The sequence below is a fragment of the Pantoea sp. SJZ147 genome (assembly GCF_007828605.1).
In the GTDB taxonomy this organism is placed as follows: Bacteria; Pseudomonadota; Gammaproteobacteria; order Enterobacterales; family Enterobacteriaceae; genus Pantoea; species Pantoea allii.
Genome location: NZ_VIVB01000004.1, coordinates 139,327 through 158,451, shown reverse-complemented (window position 1 = coordinate 158,451; position 19,125 = coordinate 139,327). Strand labels below are relative to the sequence as shown.

Genomic DNA, 19,125 nt, shown 5'->3' with positions numbered 1-19,125 from the left:
TCCTTACATACCCAGTTTTTCAAAAATTTTGCCCAGCTTTTCTTCAAGCGTGGCGGCCGTAAACGGCTTAACTACGTAGCCGCTTGCACCCGCCTGAGCGGCAGCAATAATGTTTTCTTTCTTCGCTTCCGCCGTCACCATAAGTACTGGCAGACTCGCCATGGCAGCATCGGCACGAATAGTCTGCAGCAGTTGCAGGCCATCCATATTCGGCATGTTCCAGTCAGAGATCACGAAATCGAAACCACCTGCCTTGAGTTTGCCTAACGCATCAACGCCGTCTTCTGCTTCTTCTACGTTATTGAAGCCCAGCTCTTTCAGCAGGTTACGCACAATACGACGCATCGTATTGAAGTCGTCCACTACCAAAAAGCGCATGTTTTTATCAGCCATATCTACTCCTGTGTTATCTCGCCCGGCAGGACGGGCCTGTTATATACGCAATGCCTGTCCGGCGCTAATTTTCGCCAGCATATGCTGGCTGATGTTGCTTAAATCCACTACTTCGCTCACGCCACCGCTGGCTATCGCCTCGCGTGGCATGCCAAAAACGACACAACTTGCTTCATTTTGTGCGATGGTCCAGGCGCCGGCACGATGCATTTCCAGCATGCCTGCAGCCCCATCGTTACCCATACCGGTCAGGATGACGCCGACGGCATTACGCCCTGCGTTGATCGCAACCGATTTAAATAAGACATCGACGGAAGGTTTATGCCGGTTGACCGGCGGACCTTCATTCAGTTTCACCACGTAGTTGGCACCGCTACGGCCCAGTTCCATATGCATCGCGCCGGGCGCAATGTAGGCATGGCCTGGCAGAATACGCTCGCCGTCTTCCGCTTCCTTCACCGTGATCTGGCACAGCTTATTCAGCCGTTCAGCAAAGGAACGGGTAAAACCTGGCGGCATATGTTGTGTAATCAGCAGCGCCGGGCTGGTCGCGGGTAACGGTTGCAAAACGTGACGAATCGCTTCTGTGCCCCCGGTTGATGAACCAATGGCAATCAACTTCTCACTACTCAGCAACGGGCCGGCTTTCAACGTGAGCGGTGCAGGCATCACGTTACGCACATGCAGACGTGCCCGGGCAGCGGCGCGAATTTTGTCACCAATCATCTGGCTGTAGGCCAGCATACCTTCACGAATACCCAGTTGCGGCTTGGTGACGAAATCAATGGCGCCTAACTCCAGCGCACGCAACGTGATTTCTGAGCCCTGTCCGGTCAGTGATGACACCATGACGACGGGCATCGGCCGTAAACGCATCAGTTTTTCAAGAAAATCCAGGCCATCCATGCGCGGCATTTCCACATCCAGCGTTAACACCTGCGGATTAAACTGTTTAATTAAATCGCGTGCCACTAATGGATCGGGGGCAGTCGCCACCATTTCCATATCAGGATGACTGTTGATGATTTCGGTCATCAGTTGCCGCATCAGCGCAGAGTCATCTACGCACATCACGGTAATTTTGCTCATCATCTTTCCTTCGTCAGTCCATACACGGTTTGCCCACGCAGCCAAAACTCTTTACTAATCTGGCTGAAGTTCTCTGAGTGTCCGGCGAACAGGATGCCGCCAGGCTTAAGCAGTGGAACAAAACGACGTAGAATTTTTTCTTGTGTTTCTTTATCGAAATAGATCATTACGTTGCGGCAAAAAATCGCATCGAAAGGTCCGGGTAAGGCCCAGTCGTTTGCCAGCAAATTAAGTTGGCTGTAGTTCACCATGTTCGCCAGTTCGGAACGTACACGAACCATGCCAGCATGCGGACCCGTGCCACGTAAAAAGAAACGCTGTAACTGTGCAGGCGACAGCGTGCGCAGCTCTTCCTGGCGGTAAACGCCCGCCACGGCTTTCTCCAACACCTGGGTATCGATATCACTGGCGTGAACCTGGAATTTACCCGGTCCCGCGCCCAATGTTTCTGCCAGCGTAATCGCGATAGAGTAAGGTTCTTCGCCGGTTGAGGCAGCCGTACTCCAGACGCTAAAATTACCCTGACGTTTACGTGCATGTTCCGCCAGAATTGGAAAATGATGCGCCTCACGGAAAAAAGCCGTCAGGTTGGTGGTTAACGCATTAATAAACGCCTGCCACTCTGCACTGTTCTGATCATTCTCTAGCAGCGCCAGGTAGCGACCAAAGTCATCAATATTCAGCGTGCGCAGACGACGAACCAGACGGTTGTAAACCATCTCGCGCTTATGATCGGCCAGCACGATACCCGCACGCTGATAAATGAGCTGGCTGATACGGCGAAAATGGGTATCGGAGAGGGGCAGGCGCTGTACCATTTGTGACAGCAGCGTGGTCGCCTCCGGTTGATCTAATAACGTCGATTTCTTCATCTTTGCACCTGGCCTGAACTAAACCTGTTGAACATCTGCTGCTACGCCCAACCGCACATCAGCGGTTGGGCCATCCAGGCAATTAGAAGGTTTCCCAGTTCTCATCACCACGTGGTGATGGCTGGCGAATACCTTCTGACGGACTTTCTAAACGTAAATTTTTTACCGCCGTAGTCTTGTTAACGGCCTGCGTGACAATTTCTTTACCAATATTGAAGACAGAAACCGCTTGTTTTAAGTTACTGGCCTGATCTTCCAGTGCAGCCGCGGCTGCAGCAGACTCTTCAACCAGGGAAGCATTCTGTTGTGTCACGCGATCCATCTCCGTCACCGCCTGGCCAACCTGGTCAATGCCACGGCTTTGCTCGTCGGATGCAGAGGCAATTTCACCCATGATGTCGGTAACGCGCGTCACCGCGCTGACGATTTCACTCATGGTGTCGCCCGCGCTTTCGACCAGGACTGAGCCGGTGTTAACCCGACCAACAGAATCTTCAATCAGCCCTTTAATCTCTTTGGCCGCCTGCGCACTGCGCTGGGCCAGGTTACGCACTTCACCCGCGACGACAGCAAAGCCACGGCCCTGTTCGCCTGCGCGCGCGGCTTCAACGGCGGCGTTAAGCGCCAGAATATTGGTCTGGAAAGCGATACCATCGATCACGCTGATAATGTCGGCAATTTTGCGCGAACTTCCGGCAATCTCTTTCATGGTTGTCACCACGCCATCCACGACTTTGCCGCCCTGCTGTGCGGTTTCAGAGGCGTTAAGCGCCAGCTTTGAAGCCTGACGGGCGTTTTCCGCATTTTGCTTCACGGTCGCGGTGAGCTGCTCCATGCTGGCCGCCGTTTGCTCCAGCGACGCCGCCTGCTGTTCCGTTCGGGACGAGAGATCGTTATTGCCAACAGCAATTTCGCTGGCACCGGTATAAATCGCATCAGCGCCGTCACGTACGGTGCCGACAGTTCGCACCAGCGCCTGTTGCATGTCTTGCAGGGAGGTCAGTAAATCGCCAATTTCGTTACGCACCGAAATATGAATCGGCTGCGTCAGATCGCCGTTCGCGATACATTGAATGTGTTCGATGCTTTGTTTAAGCGGGCGAATAAGCAGGCTTCGCATCAGGTTCCATACCAGCACGATCACTAACAGCGTGACCGCCAGCGTACCGATCACCAGCATAATCATGCTCTGATAGGCGGCATCATTGGCATCCACACCCTGTTGGCTCAGCTTAAGGTTATAATTGAGCCAGTCATCGTAGTCTTTCTGGAATTTGTCCTGATAGCTCTGCGTCGGCTGATCAACAAATCCCTTAAAGTTACCGTTGCCCAGAAACACAATCAGTTCAGCGAGCCCGTCATGGAACTGCTTATAGTTCGCCTGCAGCGTCAGCACGTTAGCTGCGCTTTTGCCTTTCTCAGAAAGATTCGCGTTGAACAAGGCATAGCCTTCCTCGGCGCGCTTTAATTCGCTATCTGCCAGCGCCACTAATTCTTTTACCGTGGCACCTGAACCCGCCATTTGTCCGTCCTGTAAATAACGAATTCCGGCGCGGTTTAAGGTATTTCGCGCCTGAACCAGTGCCACCCAGGAGGTGCCCATGGCGCGTTGAAGAGTACTCAGACGTTGGTTATAGGCAAAGTTTTCTTTATCTTCCGTCACCGTCTTGTAAAACACACCACCTGAAAAAATTTGCAGTAATGCGAACAGTGCCAATACACATAGAAGACCGGAGACAACACGTACTCGACTAAACATAGAAACCTCATTCATTAGCAATTCGATTCTGTTTATCGGCCCGGACGTGCGGAACTTTACGGCCAGCGTGAAGAGAGGTTCACGCTGGCCGTAAAAAGTGTTGGAAAACTTATAAGCGGGAAATTTTAAATACGGCCACGGCCTGTGACAGTGAGCTGGCCTGTTGCTCCAGCGCAGCGGCGGCGGCGGCGGACTCTTCAACCAGTGAGGCGTTCTGTTGCGTCACGCGATCCATTTCCGTTACGGCCTGACCTACCTGGTCGATGCCGCGACTTTGTTCGTCAGAAGCAGACGCAATCTCGCCCATGATGTCGGTGACGCGCGTTACAGCGCCAACGATGTTATTCATGGTGCTGCCTGCGCTTTCAACCTGGAGCGAACCGCTGTCAACGCGCGCGACGGAGTCTTCGATCAAGCCTTTAATTTCTTTAGCGGCCTGGGCACTGCGCTGCGCCAGATTGCGCACTTCACCCGCCACGACGGCAAAGCCACGGCCCTGCTCACCTGCACGTGCCGCTTCGACGGCGGCGTTAAGCGCCAGAATGTTGGTCTGGAAAGCAATGCCATCGATCACGCTAATGATGTCAGCAATTTTCTTCGAACTGCCGGCAATCTCTTTCATGGTGGTTACAACACCGTCCACCACCTTGCCGCCCTGCAGCGCAGTTTCCGATGCCGTTTGCGCCAGCTGAGAAGCCTGGCGGGCATTATCCGCATTCTGTTTCACCGTCGCGGTTAACTGCTCCATGCTGGCAGCGGTTTGTTCAAGCGATGCTGCCTGCTCTTCCGTACGGGCAGAAAGATCGTTGTTTCCAGCGGCGATTTCGCTGGCACCGGTGAAAATGGCATCACATCCGCTGCGCACCTCACCCACCGTGGAAACCAGAGAGCGTTGCATCTCATGAATGCCCTCTGCCAGCTGACTCATCTCATTGCGGCCTTCCACCAGAATGGGTTGTGTCAGGTCGCCAGAGGCGATGGTCCGAATATCCACCAGCAGACGTTGCAGAGGATGGATAAGAAGCTGGCGCAGCCCAAACCAACAGCCCATGATGACAACGATAACCAGTACGCCAACCATGCCAAGCAGCCACATCATCTGGGTAAAGGCCTGCTGGTTCTGCTCTGCCCCGTGCGCAGACAGTTCACTCTGCTTCATGCGCCATGTTGAATAGGTGGCCTGCATCGCCTGCTGCTTCTGCTCAATGTTTTGTTTAAACATGCCTTCCAGGTCTTTCGCTTTCAGGCTGGCGATCATGCCGCGCAGTCCGGTCAGGTAGGCGGCAAAATTGTGTTGCAGCTGATCGCGCAATTCGGTATCGGCCCCTGGCGTTTCAGGAATGGCGTTAAACTCCGTCAGGAACTGTTCACCTTTGTTAGCCTCGCTGATGGCTTTATCTGTCAGGCTCTCCAGTTGACCGCCATTCATCTGTGTCGCCAGGCTGGTTTGTAAGCGCAACATGGCGCGGTTGAGGGTGGTACGTGACTGATTCAGCGCCATATAAGCATCGGTCATCGCCGCAACATTTCGGGTGGAAATTTGCGACAGGGCAAAGGCCTCTTTATCTTTGTGCAGCGCTGACCAGAACAGACTGCCCGATAGCAGCTGCATGGCACCGAAAAGCATCAGTACCGCAATAAGACTGGTCACCACTTTTATTCGTTTTAACATCGTTTTCCCCGAGCGTAATAAGTAAAGTGCAGGGGCTGTATCGGCGGGAAGATGAGATGTTTTAGTGAAGTTCGAGGAAAAAGCAGCGTTTAAGGCTTTTGTAATTATTGATATCAGTTAATTGTGTTATTTAGCGGGAACGATCACAGACAACGCGAGAAGAATTAACATATTGCGAACACTGTTAACGCTTTTGAAGCAGGCGAGAATGCAGAAAGCTATGGAGATCAACACGGGCCAGCGTTCACTGACCCGTGAAGAAAGATTAGGCAGTACGCAGGTTGTCTACCAGCGCCATCTCTTCGCTGCTCAGCAGCTTCTCGATGTCAACCAGAATCAACATGCGGTCGCCCAGTGCACCCAGACCGGTCAGGTACTCGGTGGACATTGTCACCGCAAACTCTGGTGAAGGACGGATCTGTTCCTGCGTCAACGACAGGACATCAGAAACACCATCAACCACGATACCGACTACGCGGTTTTCCAGATTAAGGACGATTACGACCGTATTCTCATTGTACTCAACATCGGCCTGTGCAAACTTCACACGCAAATCGATGATGGGCACGATAACGCCACGCAGGTTGGTCACGCCGCGAATAAAGTCAGGCGTGTTAGCAATGCGGGTTACCTGATCGTAGCCGCGAATTTCCTGAACCTTAAGAATATCGATGCCGTACTCTTCATCACCCAGCGTGAACACCAGGAATTCCTGACCAACAGTTTCGCCAGCAATTTTTGTCACGGTTGCCATTCCACTCATGTTATTTACCTTTTCGTTATCAATCAGGCGGCAGCGCCGGCCACACGTTTTTCACGGTTAAGTGATTGCAACGCCGAAACGTCAACAATCAACGCCACGCTGCCATCGCCGAGGATGGTGGCGGCTGAAATACCTGGTACTTTGCGATAGTTGCTTTCCAGGTTTTTAACGACAACCTGATGCTGACCGATTAACTGGTCTACCAGCAGCGCGTAACGCTTGCCCGCGCTTTGCAGAATCACCACGATGCCTTGCGTCGCTTCTGTTTTGGCCTCTTTCACATCAAAGACGTTCCACAGCTCAACCAGCGGCAGATATTCACCACGGACTTCCAGGACACACTCGCCACCCGCCAGCGGTTTTAACTCTTCTGCGCGAGGCTGTAATGATTCCATCACCGCGTTCAGCGGCAGAATGAAGACCTCATCGGCTACGCGCACTGACATACCATCCAGAATGGCCAGCGTCAGCGGCAGCAGGATACGGATCGTGGTGCCTTTACCTTGTTTAGAGGCAATTTCAACGTGACCACCCATTTCCTGGATGTTCCGTTTCACCACATCCATGCCCACACCACGACCAGACACATCGGTTACCTGTTCTGCGGTGGAGAAGCCTGGGGCGAAAATCAACATGCCAACTTCTTCGTCGCTCATGTTTTCGTGAACCGGCAAGCCGGATGTGAGCGCTTTAGCAAGAATACGTTCACGGTTAAGGCCCGCACCGTCATCTGACACTTCAATACAGATGTTGCCGCCCTGATGTTCTGCCGACAGCGTCAGGTTGCCCGTTGCCACTTTTCCTGCGGCAATACGCTTGTCCGGCGACTCAATACCGTGGTCAAGACTGTTACGCACCAGATGCGTTAACGGATCGATGATACGTTCGATCAGGCTCTTATCCAGTTCGGTAGAACTGCCGAGTAAGGTCAGCTCGACTTCTTTGCCCAGTTTGCTGGCCAAATCGCGAACCAGACGCGGGAAGCGGCTGAACACATATTCCATCGGCATCATACGAATCGACATCACCGACTCTTGCAGGTCGCGTGCATTACGCTCCAACTGCCCCATGCTGTTCAGCAGTTCGCCATGGGCCACCGGGTCCAGCTCACCTGAACGCTGCGCCAGCATAGACTGGGTAATCACCAGTTCGCCCACCAGGTTAATCAACTGATCGACCTTTTCTACGGCAACACGGATGCTGCTTGATTCGCTGGTCTTGGCCGGTGCGGCAACACGTTTGCTTTCGCGCTTGACGGCAGCAACTGGCAATTCGGTGACGGTGGCGGTCTGCACTTCTGCAACCTCAGGCTCAGCATCGCTTTCCGCCGCTGCAGCAGCGTCGGCGTCTGCGCTCGGGAAGCGAATCTGTGCTTCATCAATCACAAAGCAGAGTACGGCAACAATATCGTCTTTACCGACGCCAGTGATGTGGCACTCAAGAGACGTCGAGCCTTTCTTGACGTCGCTGAGCGTGCCGAGGTTACCCAGTTCTTCCAGCATCAGGTCGATGTCTTTTTCTTTCAGATCGACCAGCTGCAGGTGGACGCTGTCTGCGCCCGCTTTCGCTGAGTCTGCCTGACTTACTGGCACATCAAGTGAAACCACAACCGGTGCTGCAACCGGCAGACCTTTAGCCTCTAACGCCAGTTGGCGTAATGCTTCACAGATATACTTGAAGCTTTCCGCGTTAGGCTCTTGCGCGGTTTTATAAGCATCTAGCTGTTCCTGCATAATGTCTTTAGTTTCCAAAAACAGATTGATGATGTCGGTGCTGAGCTGCATCTCGCCGCGACGAGCACCATCCAGAATGTTTTCCAGGATATGGGTTGTTTCCTGTAAAACCGTAAAACCAAAGGTTCCGGCTCCGCCTTTAATGGAATGGGCGGCGCGGAAGATGGCGTTAAGCTGCTCAGAATCTGGCTCCTGGGGATCGAGTCCCAACAGGTGTTGCTCCATATCCGCTAACAGCTCATCGGCTTCATCAAAAAACGTCTGGTAAAAATCGCTGATGTCCATGCTCACGGGAATCACCTCTGCTGTGAGGGGGCTGCTGTAGTCACCGCACCCGCCGATGACGCTGGCGGCGCGGAGGTTATTTTACCCGCACCAGCCGATGACGCTGGCGGTGCAGAGGTTACTGTTATCACCGCACTCGTCGACGAAGCTGACGGTGCAGGAGATACTGTGGTTACCGCACCAGTCGAAGACGCTGGTTGTGCGGATGTTGCTGTTTTCACCGCACCCGTCGAAGACGCTGGCTGCGTGGAAGTTCCTGTTTTCACCGCACCGCTCGATGATGATGGCGACGTCGATGTGGCTGGTTTAGCCGCACCCGCGGATGGGGCAGCGGATGAAGGTGCAGACGTCACGTTGTCTACCGCATTCCCTATTGAAGCTGAGGGTGCGGTCACCTTTTCAATGGCTGCCGGATCGCTGACCTGAACGGCGTCACTTTCAGCGTTCTCTTTTTCAATCGCTGCTTCGGTATCATGGTTCAAGACCAGCAGACTAATACGGCGGTTTACGGCATCATCACCACCGCGGTTTTTCAGTTTCATCGTGTCAGCCATGCCGACGACACGAAGAATTTTTCCGCCATCCAGGCCACCAATCACCAGCTCACGACGGGAAGCATTGGCACGGTCAGCCGACAGCTCCCAGTTACTGTAGCCTTTATCGCCCCTGGCATACTGAATGTCATCCGTGTGCCCCGCGATACTGATTCGGTTGGGGATATCATTCAAAACCGGTGCAATCGCACGCAAAATATCGCGCATATAAGGTTCAACTTCAGCACTGCCGGTTTTGAACATTGGGCGATTCTGACTATCGATAATCTGAATACGCAGCCCTTCTTCCACCATATTGATGATCAAATGCGGTCGCAGTGCTTTCAGGCGTGGGTCGGCTTCAATCAGCTGGTCGAGCTTTTCACGCAACCGGTTGAGGCGAATCTCATCCAGCTTGCGTTTCTGCGCATCCATATCCACAACCTTTTTAACTTCGCCATCCTTCTTGGTCGCATCATCACCGCCGCCGGGAATAGGACTGCTGCTATCGCTGCTTCGCTGTCCACCCGTCAGCGCCACTTTTAATGGCGTCTGAAAATATTCTGCTATCTGGATCAACTGCTGTGGACTGGCGATCGACAGCAGCCACATCACCATAAAAAATGCCATCATCGCCGTCATAAAGTCGGCATAGGCAATTTTCCATGAGCCATGTCCTCCTTCATGTTTTTTATGTTTGCGCTTTCTAATCAGCACAATTGGGCGATTGCCATGTTTCATGAGGTCTGATCCGAAGTCTGTTTAGCCGGGTTCTTCGCGTTGCGAACGTGCTCTTCCAGTTCGCTGAACGAAGGACGTTCGGCTGAGTAAAGCGTTTTACGACCAAACTCGACGGCGATTTGCGGTGCGTAGCCATTCAGGCTGGACAGCAATGTCACTTTGACGCACTGCATCATTTTGGTCGTTTCGGCACATTTCTGACGTAATACTGACGCCAGAGGCGAAACAAAACCGTATGCCAGCAAAATCCCGAGGAAGGTTCCCACCATCGCATGTGCAACCAGCGCGCCTAACTCTGCAGCTGGGCGGTCGGCGGATGCCAGGGCATGTACCACACCCATTACCGCTGCGACGATACCGAAGGCTGGCAGGCCATCGCCTACTGCTGAGATACTTTGCGCAGGCACTTCACACTCGTGTTCGTAGGTTTCAATCTCTTCATCCATCAATGCTTCAATCTCAAACGCATTCATGTTGCCGCTGACCATCAGGCGTAAATAATCAGTGATGAAATCTACTAACTGTTTATCGGCTAAGATGCGGGGATAATTAGCAAAAATTTCGCTCTGCGCAGGATCTTCAATATCGCGCTCCAGCGATAACATGCCTTGCTGGCGAGATTTCGCCATTAGCCTGTAAAGCAGGGCCATTAAATCCATGTACACCGCTTTATTGTATTTGGACCCGCGAAACAGCATCGGCAGGGCTTTCAGCGTCTTTTTAATCGCCTTACCGTTGTTCCCCACCAGAAAAGCACCCAGACCCGCACCGGCGATCATCAACAGTTCAGCAGGTTGGTACAGCGCGCCAAGATGGCCGCCTACTAAAGCGTATCCGCCCAACACGGAACCTAATACAACGATGTAACCTATAATTATCAGCACAAAAAATCCTTACGTCCGTAACGTGTTGGTCGACGTTAAGCCAGAGACCCAGGTGATATTCACCACATGGAGGCAAAAAAAAAGCAGCGGGATTAACCGCTGCTGGATGACTTCCACATTGCGAACAAATTTAAACGGCTTGTTTAACCTGTTCATCCAGCAGTTGTGGAAAGATATCGGCAGTATCTGCAGAAAGTTTACGTCTTTTTACGGCACGTGATGGCGGCTGGCACAGGCTGCAAACAAAACTGCCAATGGGCTGATGTGCATGATTAATAAAGCTACCATTGCAGCTTTTGCAGTCAGATAATTCCAGCATACCGCTTTCAACGAATCGCACCAGGGTCCAGGCGCGTGTCAGCGCCAACAGCGGGCCCTCGTCCGATTGCGGGCACTGCTCAAGATAGAGACGATAAGCTTTAATTACCGCATCAATACCTTTGCTCAAACCGGTCTTCAGTAAGAAAGTCCAGGCGTTACAGAACATGGAAGAGTGAATATTCTGTTCCCACGTCATGAACCAGTCAGTAGAGAAAGGCAACATGCCTTTTGGTGGCGGACTACCACGCAACTCTTTATACAGTTTAATCAGGCGACCGCGGCTAAGCTGGGTTTCACTTTCCAGCATTTGTAAGCGCGCACCCAATGTGATCAACTCCATCGCGAGCTGAATATCACGTGCTTCCTGAACAATACTTTTTTCACCCATTATACCGCCCTCTTTTTAGTAGGCGCGGCGTCTTTAGACGCGCTGCGTAGTAAACGGCTGGATAACAGAATCCCGGTGTGGATTTGTTGTAAATCATCCACGCGTGATTCCTGCGTCAGGCGATTAATAACGGTGCTATCGGTAAAACGAAACTGACACACAAGTTGATTGGTCTCAGCTAATTTTACCATTTCAGGTAAGGTTAATTCAGACAATGCGTCTGCCATCTTTTCATCAATCCCGAGGCGAAACATTGCCGAAGCTTTTTCCTGGTTAATTAATCGCTGCGCGAGCAGTAAATATGACAAGTTGATATCGTAAATATGTTTTAGTAATTCAGATGTACCCATTTTTCCATCCTGAGAGACGCGACGTAACTTACCGCAGATAACTTCTCTGCGTATCGAGCTGCTGGTTGGTAAATCTAAAGATGGCAAAATAATTAATCATAAACAGCCAATGGTTCTGAGCACTGCTTCTTTTTGTGACCCTTTTACGTCCGGGTCAGAAGTCATTTTTCAGTCCACTTTATTCTTAAGTCGTTAACCTTCTTCCGTGAGGTCTTTTCACATTTTTTAAGACTAATCCGAAAACAAGGCAAATCTATATCGTCTGATCCTCACATACAACGACAGTTAGGTTAAATTTTAGATAAAGTGTGACGCAGGTCACACTTTTGCCCCTATTTTCTTCAGAAATACTTTATGATCACACTTTGAATGGCTAATTTTTGAACAAATCCGTGTTTTTTTTGTAGGGATTTGTCCTGACAAGGACTTAATTGGCAACAAAACCATGACGGAATTGAAACAGGGTGGTTGAGCTCACGTTTATGTTCGCGAATGCAATTTGCGCCCTATTTAGAACCAGCCAAAACCATAAAACTAGTGTAATACTCTGTCACCAGAAACAATTATTCGCATTCAAATTAGACAGTTAGACGTTTACTGGCCCCTGAAGACAACCAGTAATGAAAGGCAGCTCAGAAGGATTACGCGCTTTCTGACAATCCGGTATAAAGGCCGACAGCAAGGTGTTTAGGAGGCGATCGTCGATGTAACAAGGAGTTACATTAAGAACGTGAATGAATTGCAGGCAGGATACTTTTGTGCACTTAGACTATCGGCAGAATTGAAGAGAACTTTAGCTTAACCAGGTAAAAATAGTGTTTTGCCATTTTTGTTACTCATCCTGAGGTCAGGATGGCGTCATACCGTACAGCCGCAGGTCAGGTGAGGCTTTGCGTTAAGGATAACCTATTAGAAACCTGAGTCATGGGACTGGCGAGGCCAGACGCGTTTTGTGGGGGTGAGAAAGGGTTTTGCGAGGTAAGGGATAAGTACGGCAAACAGCAAGCCATCCGTGGCTTGCTGAGGCATCAGGCGAGTTTAGGAAAGGTTGCCACTTTATTCGCTATTCCATGATCTGCGCTACGTGGCGCAATCTTTTCCAGATCGCGTAAGAAGCTTTCACGCCAGGCGGTGATATCGTTTTTGCGTAATACCGCCATCATGTCGTTATAGCGTGAAATCCTTTCTGTACGGGGCATGGTAATGGCCTTATCCAGCGCTGCGGCCACTTCATCCCGGTCATAAGGATTCACTATCAATGCCGAGGTCAGCTCATTAGCTGCACCGGCAAAACGGGACAGCACCAGTACGCCTGGGTCATCCGGGTCCTGCGCCGCAACATACTCTTTCGCCACCAGGTTCATGCCATCACGCAGCGGTGTGACCAAACCGACGTCGGTTAGGCGGAAGATTTTCATCAGCAAGCGACGATCAAAGTGCTGGTTGAGGTAATAGAGTGGTGTCCAGCCCAGCGTACCGTATTTACCGTTGATGCGCCCTGCTTCGGTTTCAAGCTGATGGCGGATGTCCTGGTAAGCCTGCACATCACCACGTGACGTTGGCGCGATCTGCGAGTAGCGGATTTTACCCCGATGTTGAGGATAGTTTTCCAGCAGCGCTTCATAAGCCAGGAAGCGCTCGGGAAGCCCTTTGGAGTAATCCAGCCGTTCACAGGCAATGATATTACGCGCATCGCCGAGCTCTTTTTTCATCGCGGCCATCTTCGGTGGCAACGGCCCTTCTGCCATCTCTTTAATGCTGTCTGGTTCAATCCCGATAGGGTAAACCTCAGTCATAAAGGTGTTGCCGTAGGCGCGATGTTTCTTGTCACCCTTGTTCTGCAACTGGGTCAGTTGGCTGACGCTGTCGAGAAAGGCGACGCGATCTGATTCTGTCTGGAAGCCCAGTAAATCGTATTCGCACAGCATCTCCAGCAGTTCCTGATGCGGAGGCAGCGCATTGAAAATTTCCGGTGTAGGGAACGGAATATGCAGGAAGAAACCGATACGGTTGTTGATGCCTGCCCGACGCAGCGCGGCGGCGAACGGCAAAAAGTGGTAATCATGAATCCACAAGATGTCATCTGGCTGGATCAATGGCTTCAGGCGCTGTGCCACCGCATCATTTACCTCGCAGTAGCCTTCCCAGGCTTCACGCTGGAACTGCACTAAATCCAGGCGGTAATGGAAGGCAGGCCAGATAACGGTGTTGGAGAACTGGCAGTAGTAGAGATCGTACTCGTTCTGGCTCAAAGGGAAAGAAGCGTACTCAATACCGTCGTGCTCCATGACCGATACCGGGTTTTCTTCCTCGCCTGAAAACTCACTAATCTCACCGTTCCAGCCAAACCAGAGTCCGCCAGTGCTCTTAAGCGCATCCAGAATACCGACTGCAAGGCCGCCTGCACTGGTTTTGTTCCCATTTGGCATGGCGATACGGTTAGATACAACCACTAAACGACTCATAACCTAAACTCCTTACCAACGTTGTCTTTCTCTAATTGTAATCGTGTTCTTTCAAGCCAGGCATAGACATCCGTAACGTCATGTAAACGATAACGTGCCTCGCTTGGGCCTTCTCCGACTTTTATCGAGATCCCCTGCATCGCATTCACTGCAGCGAATCCTTTTTCATCTGTGAGGTCGTCGCCGATAAATACGGGGATACGGCCTGAGAATGGCGCTTCCTGCATAAATTTATGGACGGCTGCGCCTTTATCAATACCGGTAGGTTTGATTTCAACGACGCATTTGCCTGGCTGCAGCGCAAGGCCATCAAAACGGCTGACAGCCGCCTCTGCCAGCTGCATGACATCCTGCTCGTACTGCGGTGCGCGACGAAAATGCAGCGCAAACGCCATGCCTTTGGCTTCAAGTTGCGTGCCGGGCCACTGCGCCATCGCATTCTCAAGCATGATTTTTAGCGGACGTTCAACGTCGTCCGGCAAGGTCACCCGGTGCAGCTCGCCTGTCGCATCGCGCCGTTCTGCGCCATGAACGCCCGCTGCTGGTGCACGCAGAGGAGCCGCCAGTGCGTCAAGTTGTTCAACGGGTCGGCCTGAGACCAGCGCCAGCGCGCCGTGGCATAAAGATGAGAGCCGTTGCAGTTGTGCGACGACATTTTCTGGAATGAAAACGGCATCTGGCTGGGACTGAATCGCTGCCAGCGTGCCATCAACATCAAAAAAGAAGGCATACAGACCGCCGCTCAATGACGGGAATGAGGCATCACTATCTGCCGTCTGGGTCACGTGTCTTCTCCTGTAAATAGGTTCATCATCAGGACATTACAGCAGAGGGATTTCAGCAAGAGGTTGGCTCAAGGCCATATGAAGTAAGGAGAGTGCGTGGTAAAACCCTGCAATTCAATAACGTTATCTCCAAAAACAAACGCGTTTCAATGCTGATAAACCCGCTGACTGTCATTGTCGCCACATAAAGTGTAGTCGCTATCTTCTGTTCTGCCAGAAATATGCATTTCCCGTGCCAGCCGTCTCGCTTTAACAGGGTCGTGGAAAATTTCTCTTGCATTTCGCGATTACTGGATCGTTTTTGCGCAAATCCAGACGAAACATAAATGTAATAAATGGACCTGTTTAAGGTTTTCCTAATCTTTCACAGGCAGACTCGACAATATTATTGTCGGCAAATATGTCTTGTCTGTTCTGGACGTTTTGAACCCGGCTTTTGCTTCTGGGTTAAATGAATATTCCTCAATTGATAATAAGGGTGATTAATTGTTTTTTCTTATAGCGCATGGCTACCCTCTTTTTCTGATTATTCCTTTTTAAATTGGCGCACTGTCCTTTTTTACTGATTAGATTATTTTTACCGATGCTGAACGCTGTATTTGCCGAAAGGGATGCGTGCTTTACGATAAACGTGCACGTTAACGCGCTTTCTGGCCCTGGCAAATGCGGGCAGGCCGCCGGCGTAAACGCGGTGTCACTCAGGCATTGAGTACGGGATGCCTGTAACAGATATTCGTCGCGCGATGCAAAAGTCGCATTTCCCCGGATTCGATAGGCGGCTTTCTGGTTTTCGGTCAAAATGCTCAACATGCATGTCCTGAGAAATCCGAGTCTGTTGAGGCGGAGGCGCTGCAACCTCTCTTCCAATAACCTGCGCTGGTTGGAAAAGGTCCCCAAAAAACGATTATGAAGATATTGATTGTTGAAGACGATACCCTGCTCTTACAGGGACTGGTACTGGCGCTGGAAGGTGCAGGCTACGTTTGTGATGGTGTTTCGACGGCGCGTTCCGCAGAAGCGCATCTGGCTAATGGGCTCTATAGCCTGCTGGTTCTGGATATCGGCCTACCAGATGAAGACGGGCTGCATTTGTTGCAACGTCTGCGTCGGCAAAAGCAGATGCAGCCGGTGTTGATCCTGACCGCTCGCGATACCATAGAGGAGCGTATTGCGGGACTGGACGCCGGGGCTGATGACTATTTGATAAAGCCTTTTGCACTGGATGAGTTGCTGGCACGGATTCGTGCGCTGATCAGGCGTCACGTTAATCAGGGTGACTCCCGCGTCGAGGTGGGTAATCTGTCGCTGGATATGACTCACCGCCAGATTCATCTGGACAATACGCTACTGGACCTCACACCAAAAGAGTTCTCCATCCTGTCCCGCCTGATGCTTAAGGCGGGCCATCCGGTTCATCGCGAGTTGCTGTATCAGGACATCTACAACTTTGATAATGAACCTTCCACCAATACGCTTGAAGTTCATATTCATAACCTGCGTGACAAGATTGGCAAAAGCATGATCCGTACAGTGCGCGGTTTCGGCTATGCCTTATCGCCGTCGCGTACAGAAAAAGAGTCGTGATAACCATGAATCCTTATCGCTCTGGCACCACGATGCGTTTTCGGCTGATGCTCACGATTGGCCTGATCATGCTGTTTTTTCAGTTGATCAGCGTTGCGTGGCTCTGGCATGAAAGCAAAGAGCAGGTACAGTTTTTGGTTGAAGCCCATCTGCATAACCGCAATATGGATAAGCACGTTAATAAAGAAGTGCGCGAAGCCATCGTCAGCCTTGCCTTGCCAAGCCTGGTGATGATTACCCTGACGCTGCTGCTGTGCTATCAGGCGGTAAGATGGATTACGCGCCCGCTTTATCAACTGCAGCACGAACTCGAAAGTCGCAGTGAAGTGAATCTGGAACCGATTGTCTTTGAAGGCTCGGTGCAGGAGATTGACGCGGTGACGCAGGCTATTAATCGGCTCGTCGCGCGCTTAACCGCCAGTCTGGAACGTGAACGACTCTTCACTGCCGATGTTGCCCATGAACTGCGGACGCCTTTGGCCGGGCTGCGGTTACATCTTGAGCTGTTACAACGTAATCAGGCGGTCGATACTCAGCCTTTATTACAGCGGCTGGATCAGATGACTGCAAATGTCGCCCAGTTGCTGCAACTCACGCGTGCCGGTCAGCAGTTTACCTCTGGCAGCTACCAGAATGTCGCGATGGTGGATGAGGTGATCCTGCCGATGGAAGCCGAGCTGAGCGCGATGCTTGAGGCGCGTAACCAGACACTCACTCTGGACGTTGAAAACGCTTTCGTGGTTAAAGGCGATGCCATATTGCTCAGGATGCTGCTGCGTAATCTGGTCGAGAACGCCCATCGCTATAGCCCACCCGAAGGCAACATTACGGTTCGGCTTGAAAACGCCACCGGCATGTCGCTGGTAATAGAGGATGAAGGGGCCGGGATTGATGAGAGTATGAGCGGTGAACTGAGCAAAGCGTTTGTGCGCATGGATACGCGCTATGGCGGCATCGGGCTGGGATTGAGTATTGTCAGCCGGATTGTCCAACTGCATAACGGAAAATTTCTGCTGGAAAATCGCCCTGACCTTTCAGGCTGCCGCGCCAGGGTAAACTTCGCTGGCGTGCTTTAGCCGTTGAACCAGCAGGCCAGGAAGGCAATCACTGTGCAAACGGCAATCATGGTAGCAAGATATTCGCTGCTGCTGCGCGACGAAACAGAACTGACGGATACGCTAGTGGTTTTCATTGGTCTCTCCGGTAACGTTTTATGCAGTATCTCTTCCTTATATTAAGGAAACATTAAACCGCACTGCCCTCAGGTTTCCCTTCAGGCACAGGCAAGCAATCCCTGCTACGCTAAGTCATTCGCCTCACGTCATTTCCTTACCCTGCCACAGGCTGACACGGAGTGAATTGCCTTGTGGCGTTGAAAACGATCGATCCCATCCCCACCTCTTTCCTTCAGACCAGACAGGAGTAACTTTATGGCTATCGAATATGCAGTGATCGCAGGCGGCTGTTTCTGGTGTACAGAAGCGGTATTTAAAGATGTGATCGGCGTTGAGTCAGTGGAAAGTGGTTATACCGGCGGCGAGCGCCCTAATCCGACCTATGAGCAGGTGTGCAGTGGTGCCACCGGCCATGCCGAAGCCATTCGTATTGGTTTTGATCCTGAGAAGGTCAGCTACGGTGATTTGCTGGACATCAGCTTTGCAACCCACGATCCGACCCAGCTTAATCGTCAGGGCAATGACATCGGTACACAGTACCGTTCCGCTATTTTTGTTGAGACGCCGGAGCAGGAAGCCGAAGCCCGGGCGGCCATTGCGCGCGCTCAGCAGGATCACAATGACCCGATCGTGACCACCATTGAGCCGTTAAAAGCATGGTATCCGGCGGAAGGTTATCATCAGGATTATTGGGAAGGTGCCGGTCAGCGCAACGGTTACTGCATGGCGGTGATTCCACCTAAACTGCAAAAGCTGCGTAAGAGTTTTGCTAACCGGGTAAAAAGCGCGCAGTAAGCTTACGCATCCTGGCGAATCTTCCCGACAAATGCGCTGTGCACTGTCGCCTTTTTTGCACTAAAAAACCGACTTTTGCGCAGCCTTAATGCGATTCGTTCAGAGCTTAAGCGAATAGAACAAAAGAGAAAAATAGTGCTTGACCGTTTCAGGCCGACTCCCTATAGTAGCGCCCCGTTGACCCAGCGCGGTCAGCGACAATTTGCGGTGAGGTGTCCGAGTGGCTGAAGGAGCACGCCTGGAAAGTGTGTATACGGCAACGTATCGGGGGTTCGAATCCCCCTCTCACCGCCATCTTCAAAGAAGAGCCTGAACTCACGTTCAGGCTTTTTTTTTACATATTCTCCGCTGAGGGGGATGAGAAGCCCCGACCGGGGTTCGACAAAACGGCCCGCCGTTTTGCATGGCCGCAAGGCCACCCGCAGGGCGAGCGCAGCGAGTGAATCCCCCTCTCACCGCCATCTTCAAAGAAGAGCCTGAACTCACGTTCAGGCTTTTTTTTTACATATTCTCCGCTGAGGGGGATGAGAAGCCCCGA

At 51.7% G+C, this 19,125-nt stretch carries 17 protein-coding genes, 1 tRNA gene and 1 other RNA gene; 5 read left to right on the top strand and 14 right to left on the bottom strand.

Annotation, left to right across the window (positions count from 1 at the left end; all coding sequences use genetic code 11):
- Window positions 1-3: 3 nt before the first annotated feature.
- The 14 genes from cheY to FBY13_RS07760 form a co-directional block, all read right to left on the bottom strand.
- The gene (cheY, locus tag FBY13_RS07825) at window positions 4-393 is read right to left on the bottom strand and encodes a chemotaxis response regulator CheY (RefSeq protein WP_013026101.1); all 390 of its coding nucleotides are present in this window, start codon (window positions 391-393) and stop codon (window positions 4-6) included.
- A gap of 39 nt (window positions 394-432) precedes the next feature.
- Entirely contained in the window at window positions 433-1,482 is a 1,050-nt protein-coding gene (locus tag FBY13_RS07820; protein ID WP_063879919.1) for a chemotaxis response regulator protein-glutamate methylesterase, read from the bottom strand.
- Window positions 1,482-2,354 (bottom strand): protein-glutamate O-methyltransferase CheR, encoded by an 873-nt coding sequence (cheR, locus tag FBY13_RS07815; RefSeq protein ID WP_096011142.1) that lies wholly within the window; start codon window positions 2,352-2,354, stop codon window positions 1,482-1,484. The genes FBY13_RS07820 and cheR overlap by 1 nt, the downstream gene beginning before the upstream one ends.
- Before the next feature lie 82 nt (window positions 2,355-2,436).
- Entirely contained in the window at window positions 2,437-4,113 is a 1,677-nt protein-coding gene (locus FBY13_RS07810) for a methyl-accepting chemotaxis protein (protein WP_145393892.1), read from the bottom strand.
- Window positions 4,114-4,222: 109 nt separating this feature from the next.
- Window positions 4,223-5,785, bottom strand: a complete 1,563-nt coding sequence (locus tag FBY13_RS07805) for a methyl-accepting chemotaxis protein (protein WP_063879921.1) — start codon at window positions 5,783-5,785, stop codon at window positions 4,223-4,225.
- A 265-nt stretch (window positions 5,786-6,050) separates the two neighbouring features.
- Window positions 6,051-6,548 carry a chemotaxis protein CheW gene (gene cheW, locus FBY13_RS07800; protein WP_013026106.1) on the bottom strand — a complete coding sequence of 166 codons (498 nt, stop codon included), beginning with the start codon at window positions 6,546-6,548 and terminating at the stop codon, window positions 6,051-6,053.
- Between the two features lie 23 nt (window positions 6,549-6,571).
- Window positions 6,572-8,566: a chemotaxis protein CheA gene (gene cheA, locus FBY13_RS07795; RefSeq protein WP_172897401.1), complete on the bottom strand. Its 1,995-nt coding sequence runs from the start codon at window positions 8,564-8,566 to the stop codon at window positions 6,572-6,574.
- Window positions 8,567-8,577: 11 nt separating this feature from the next.
- Window positions 8,578-9,840, bottom strand: a complete 1,263-nt coding sequence (gene motB / locus FBY13_RS07790) for a flagellar motor protein MotB (protein WP_145393890.1) — start codon at window positions 9,838-9,840, stop codon at window positions 8,578-8,580.
- Window positions 9,837-10,724 carry a flagellar motor stator protein MotA gene (motA, locus tag FBY13_RS07785; RefSeq protein ID WP_063879924.1) on the bottom strand — a complete coding sequence of 296 codons (888 nt, stop codon included), beginning with the start codon at window positions 10,722-10,724 and terminating at the stop codon, window positions 9,837-9,839. The genes motB and motA overlap by 4 nt, the downstream gene beginning before the upstream one ends.
- A gap of 130 nt (window positions 10,725-10,854) precedes the next feature.
- A complete protein-coding gene (gene flhC, locus FBY13_RS07780; RefSeq protein ID WP_063879925.1) occupies window positions 10,855-11,433 on the bottom strand; it encodes a flagellar transcriptional regulator FlhC in 579 nt (192 codons plus the stop codon).
- The gene (gene flhD / locus FBY13_RS07775; RefSeq protein ID WP_006120236.1) at window positions 11,433-11,783 is read right to left on the bottom strand and encodes a flagellar transcriptional regulator FlhD; all 351 of its coding nucleotides are present in this window, start codon (window positions 11,781-11,783) and stop codon (window positions 11,433-11,435) included. The genes flhC and flhD overlap by 1 nt, the downstream gene beginning before the upstream one ends.
- A 1,028-nt stretch (window positions 11,784-12,811) precedes the next feature.
- Complete coding sequence (gene otsA / locus FBY13_RS07770) at window positions 12,812-14,248, bottom strand: alpha,alpha-trehalose-phosphate synthase (protein ID WP_063879926.1); 1,437 nt, start codon at window positions 14,246-14,248, stop codon at window positions 12,812-12,814.
- Complete coding sequence (otsB, locus tag FBY13_RS07765; RefSeq protein ID WP_145393889.1) at window positions 14,245-15,033, bottom strand: trehalose-phosphatase; 789 nt, start codon at window positions 15,031-15,033, stop codon at window positions 14,245-14,247. Before otsB ends, otsA begins: the two co-directional genes overlap by 4 nt.
- A gap of 462 nt (window positions 15,034-15,495) precedes the next feature.
- Window positions 15,496-15,843 (bottom strand): hypothetical protein, encoded by a 348-nt coding sequence (locus tag FBY13_RS07760; RefSeq protein WP_145393888.1) that lies wholly within the window; start codon window positions 15,841-15,843, stop codon window positions 15,496-15,498.
- 96 nt (window positions 15,844-15,939) lie between these two features.
- Between FBY13_RS07760 and pmrA the strand changes: the two genes are divergently transcribed.
- The 5 genes from pmrA (at window position 15,940) to FBY13_RS07735 (ending at window position 19,048) form a co-directional block, all read left to right on the top strand.
- Window positions 15,940-16,617 (top strand): two-component system response regulator PmrA, encoded by a 678-nt coding sequence (gene pmrA, locus FBY13_RS07755; RefSeq protein ID WP_063879929.1) that lies wholly within the window; start codon window positions 15,940-15,942, stop codon window positions 16,615-16,617.
- A 5-nt stretch (window positions 16,618-16,622) separates the two neighbouring features.
- Window positions 16,623-17,693, top strand: a complete 1,071-nt coding sequence (gene pmrB / locus FBY13_RS07750; protein WP_145393887.1) for a two-component system sensor histidine kinase PmrB — start codon at window positions 16,623-16,625, stop codon at window positions 17,691-17,693.
- Window positions 17,694-18,047: 354 nt separating this feature from the next.
- Window positions 18,048-18,587: a peptide-methionine (S)-S-oxide reductase MsrA gene (msrA, locus tag FBY13_RS07745; protein ID WP_063879930.1), complete on the top strand. Its 540-nt coding sequence runs from the start codon at window positions 18,048-18,050 to the stop codon at window positions 18,585-18,587.
- Window positions 18,588-18,793: 206 nt separating this feature from the next.
- A tRNA-Ser gene (locus FBY13_RS07740) sits at window positions 18,794-18,881 on the top strand.
- Window positions 18,882-18,923: 42 nt separating this feature from the next.
- Window positions 18,924-19,048: non-coding RNA, RtT sRNA (locus tag FBY13_RS07735), on the top strand.
- Window positions 19,049-19,125 lie beyond the last annotated feature (77 nt).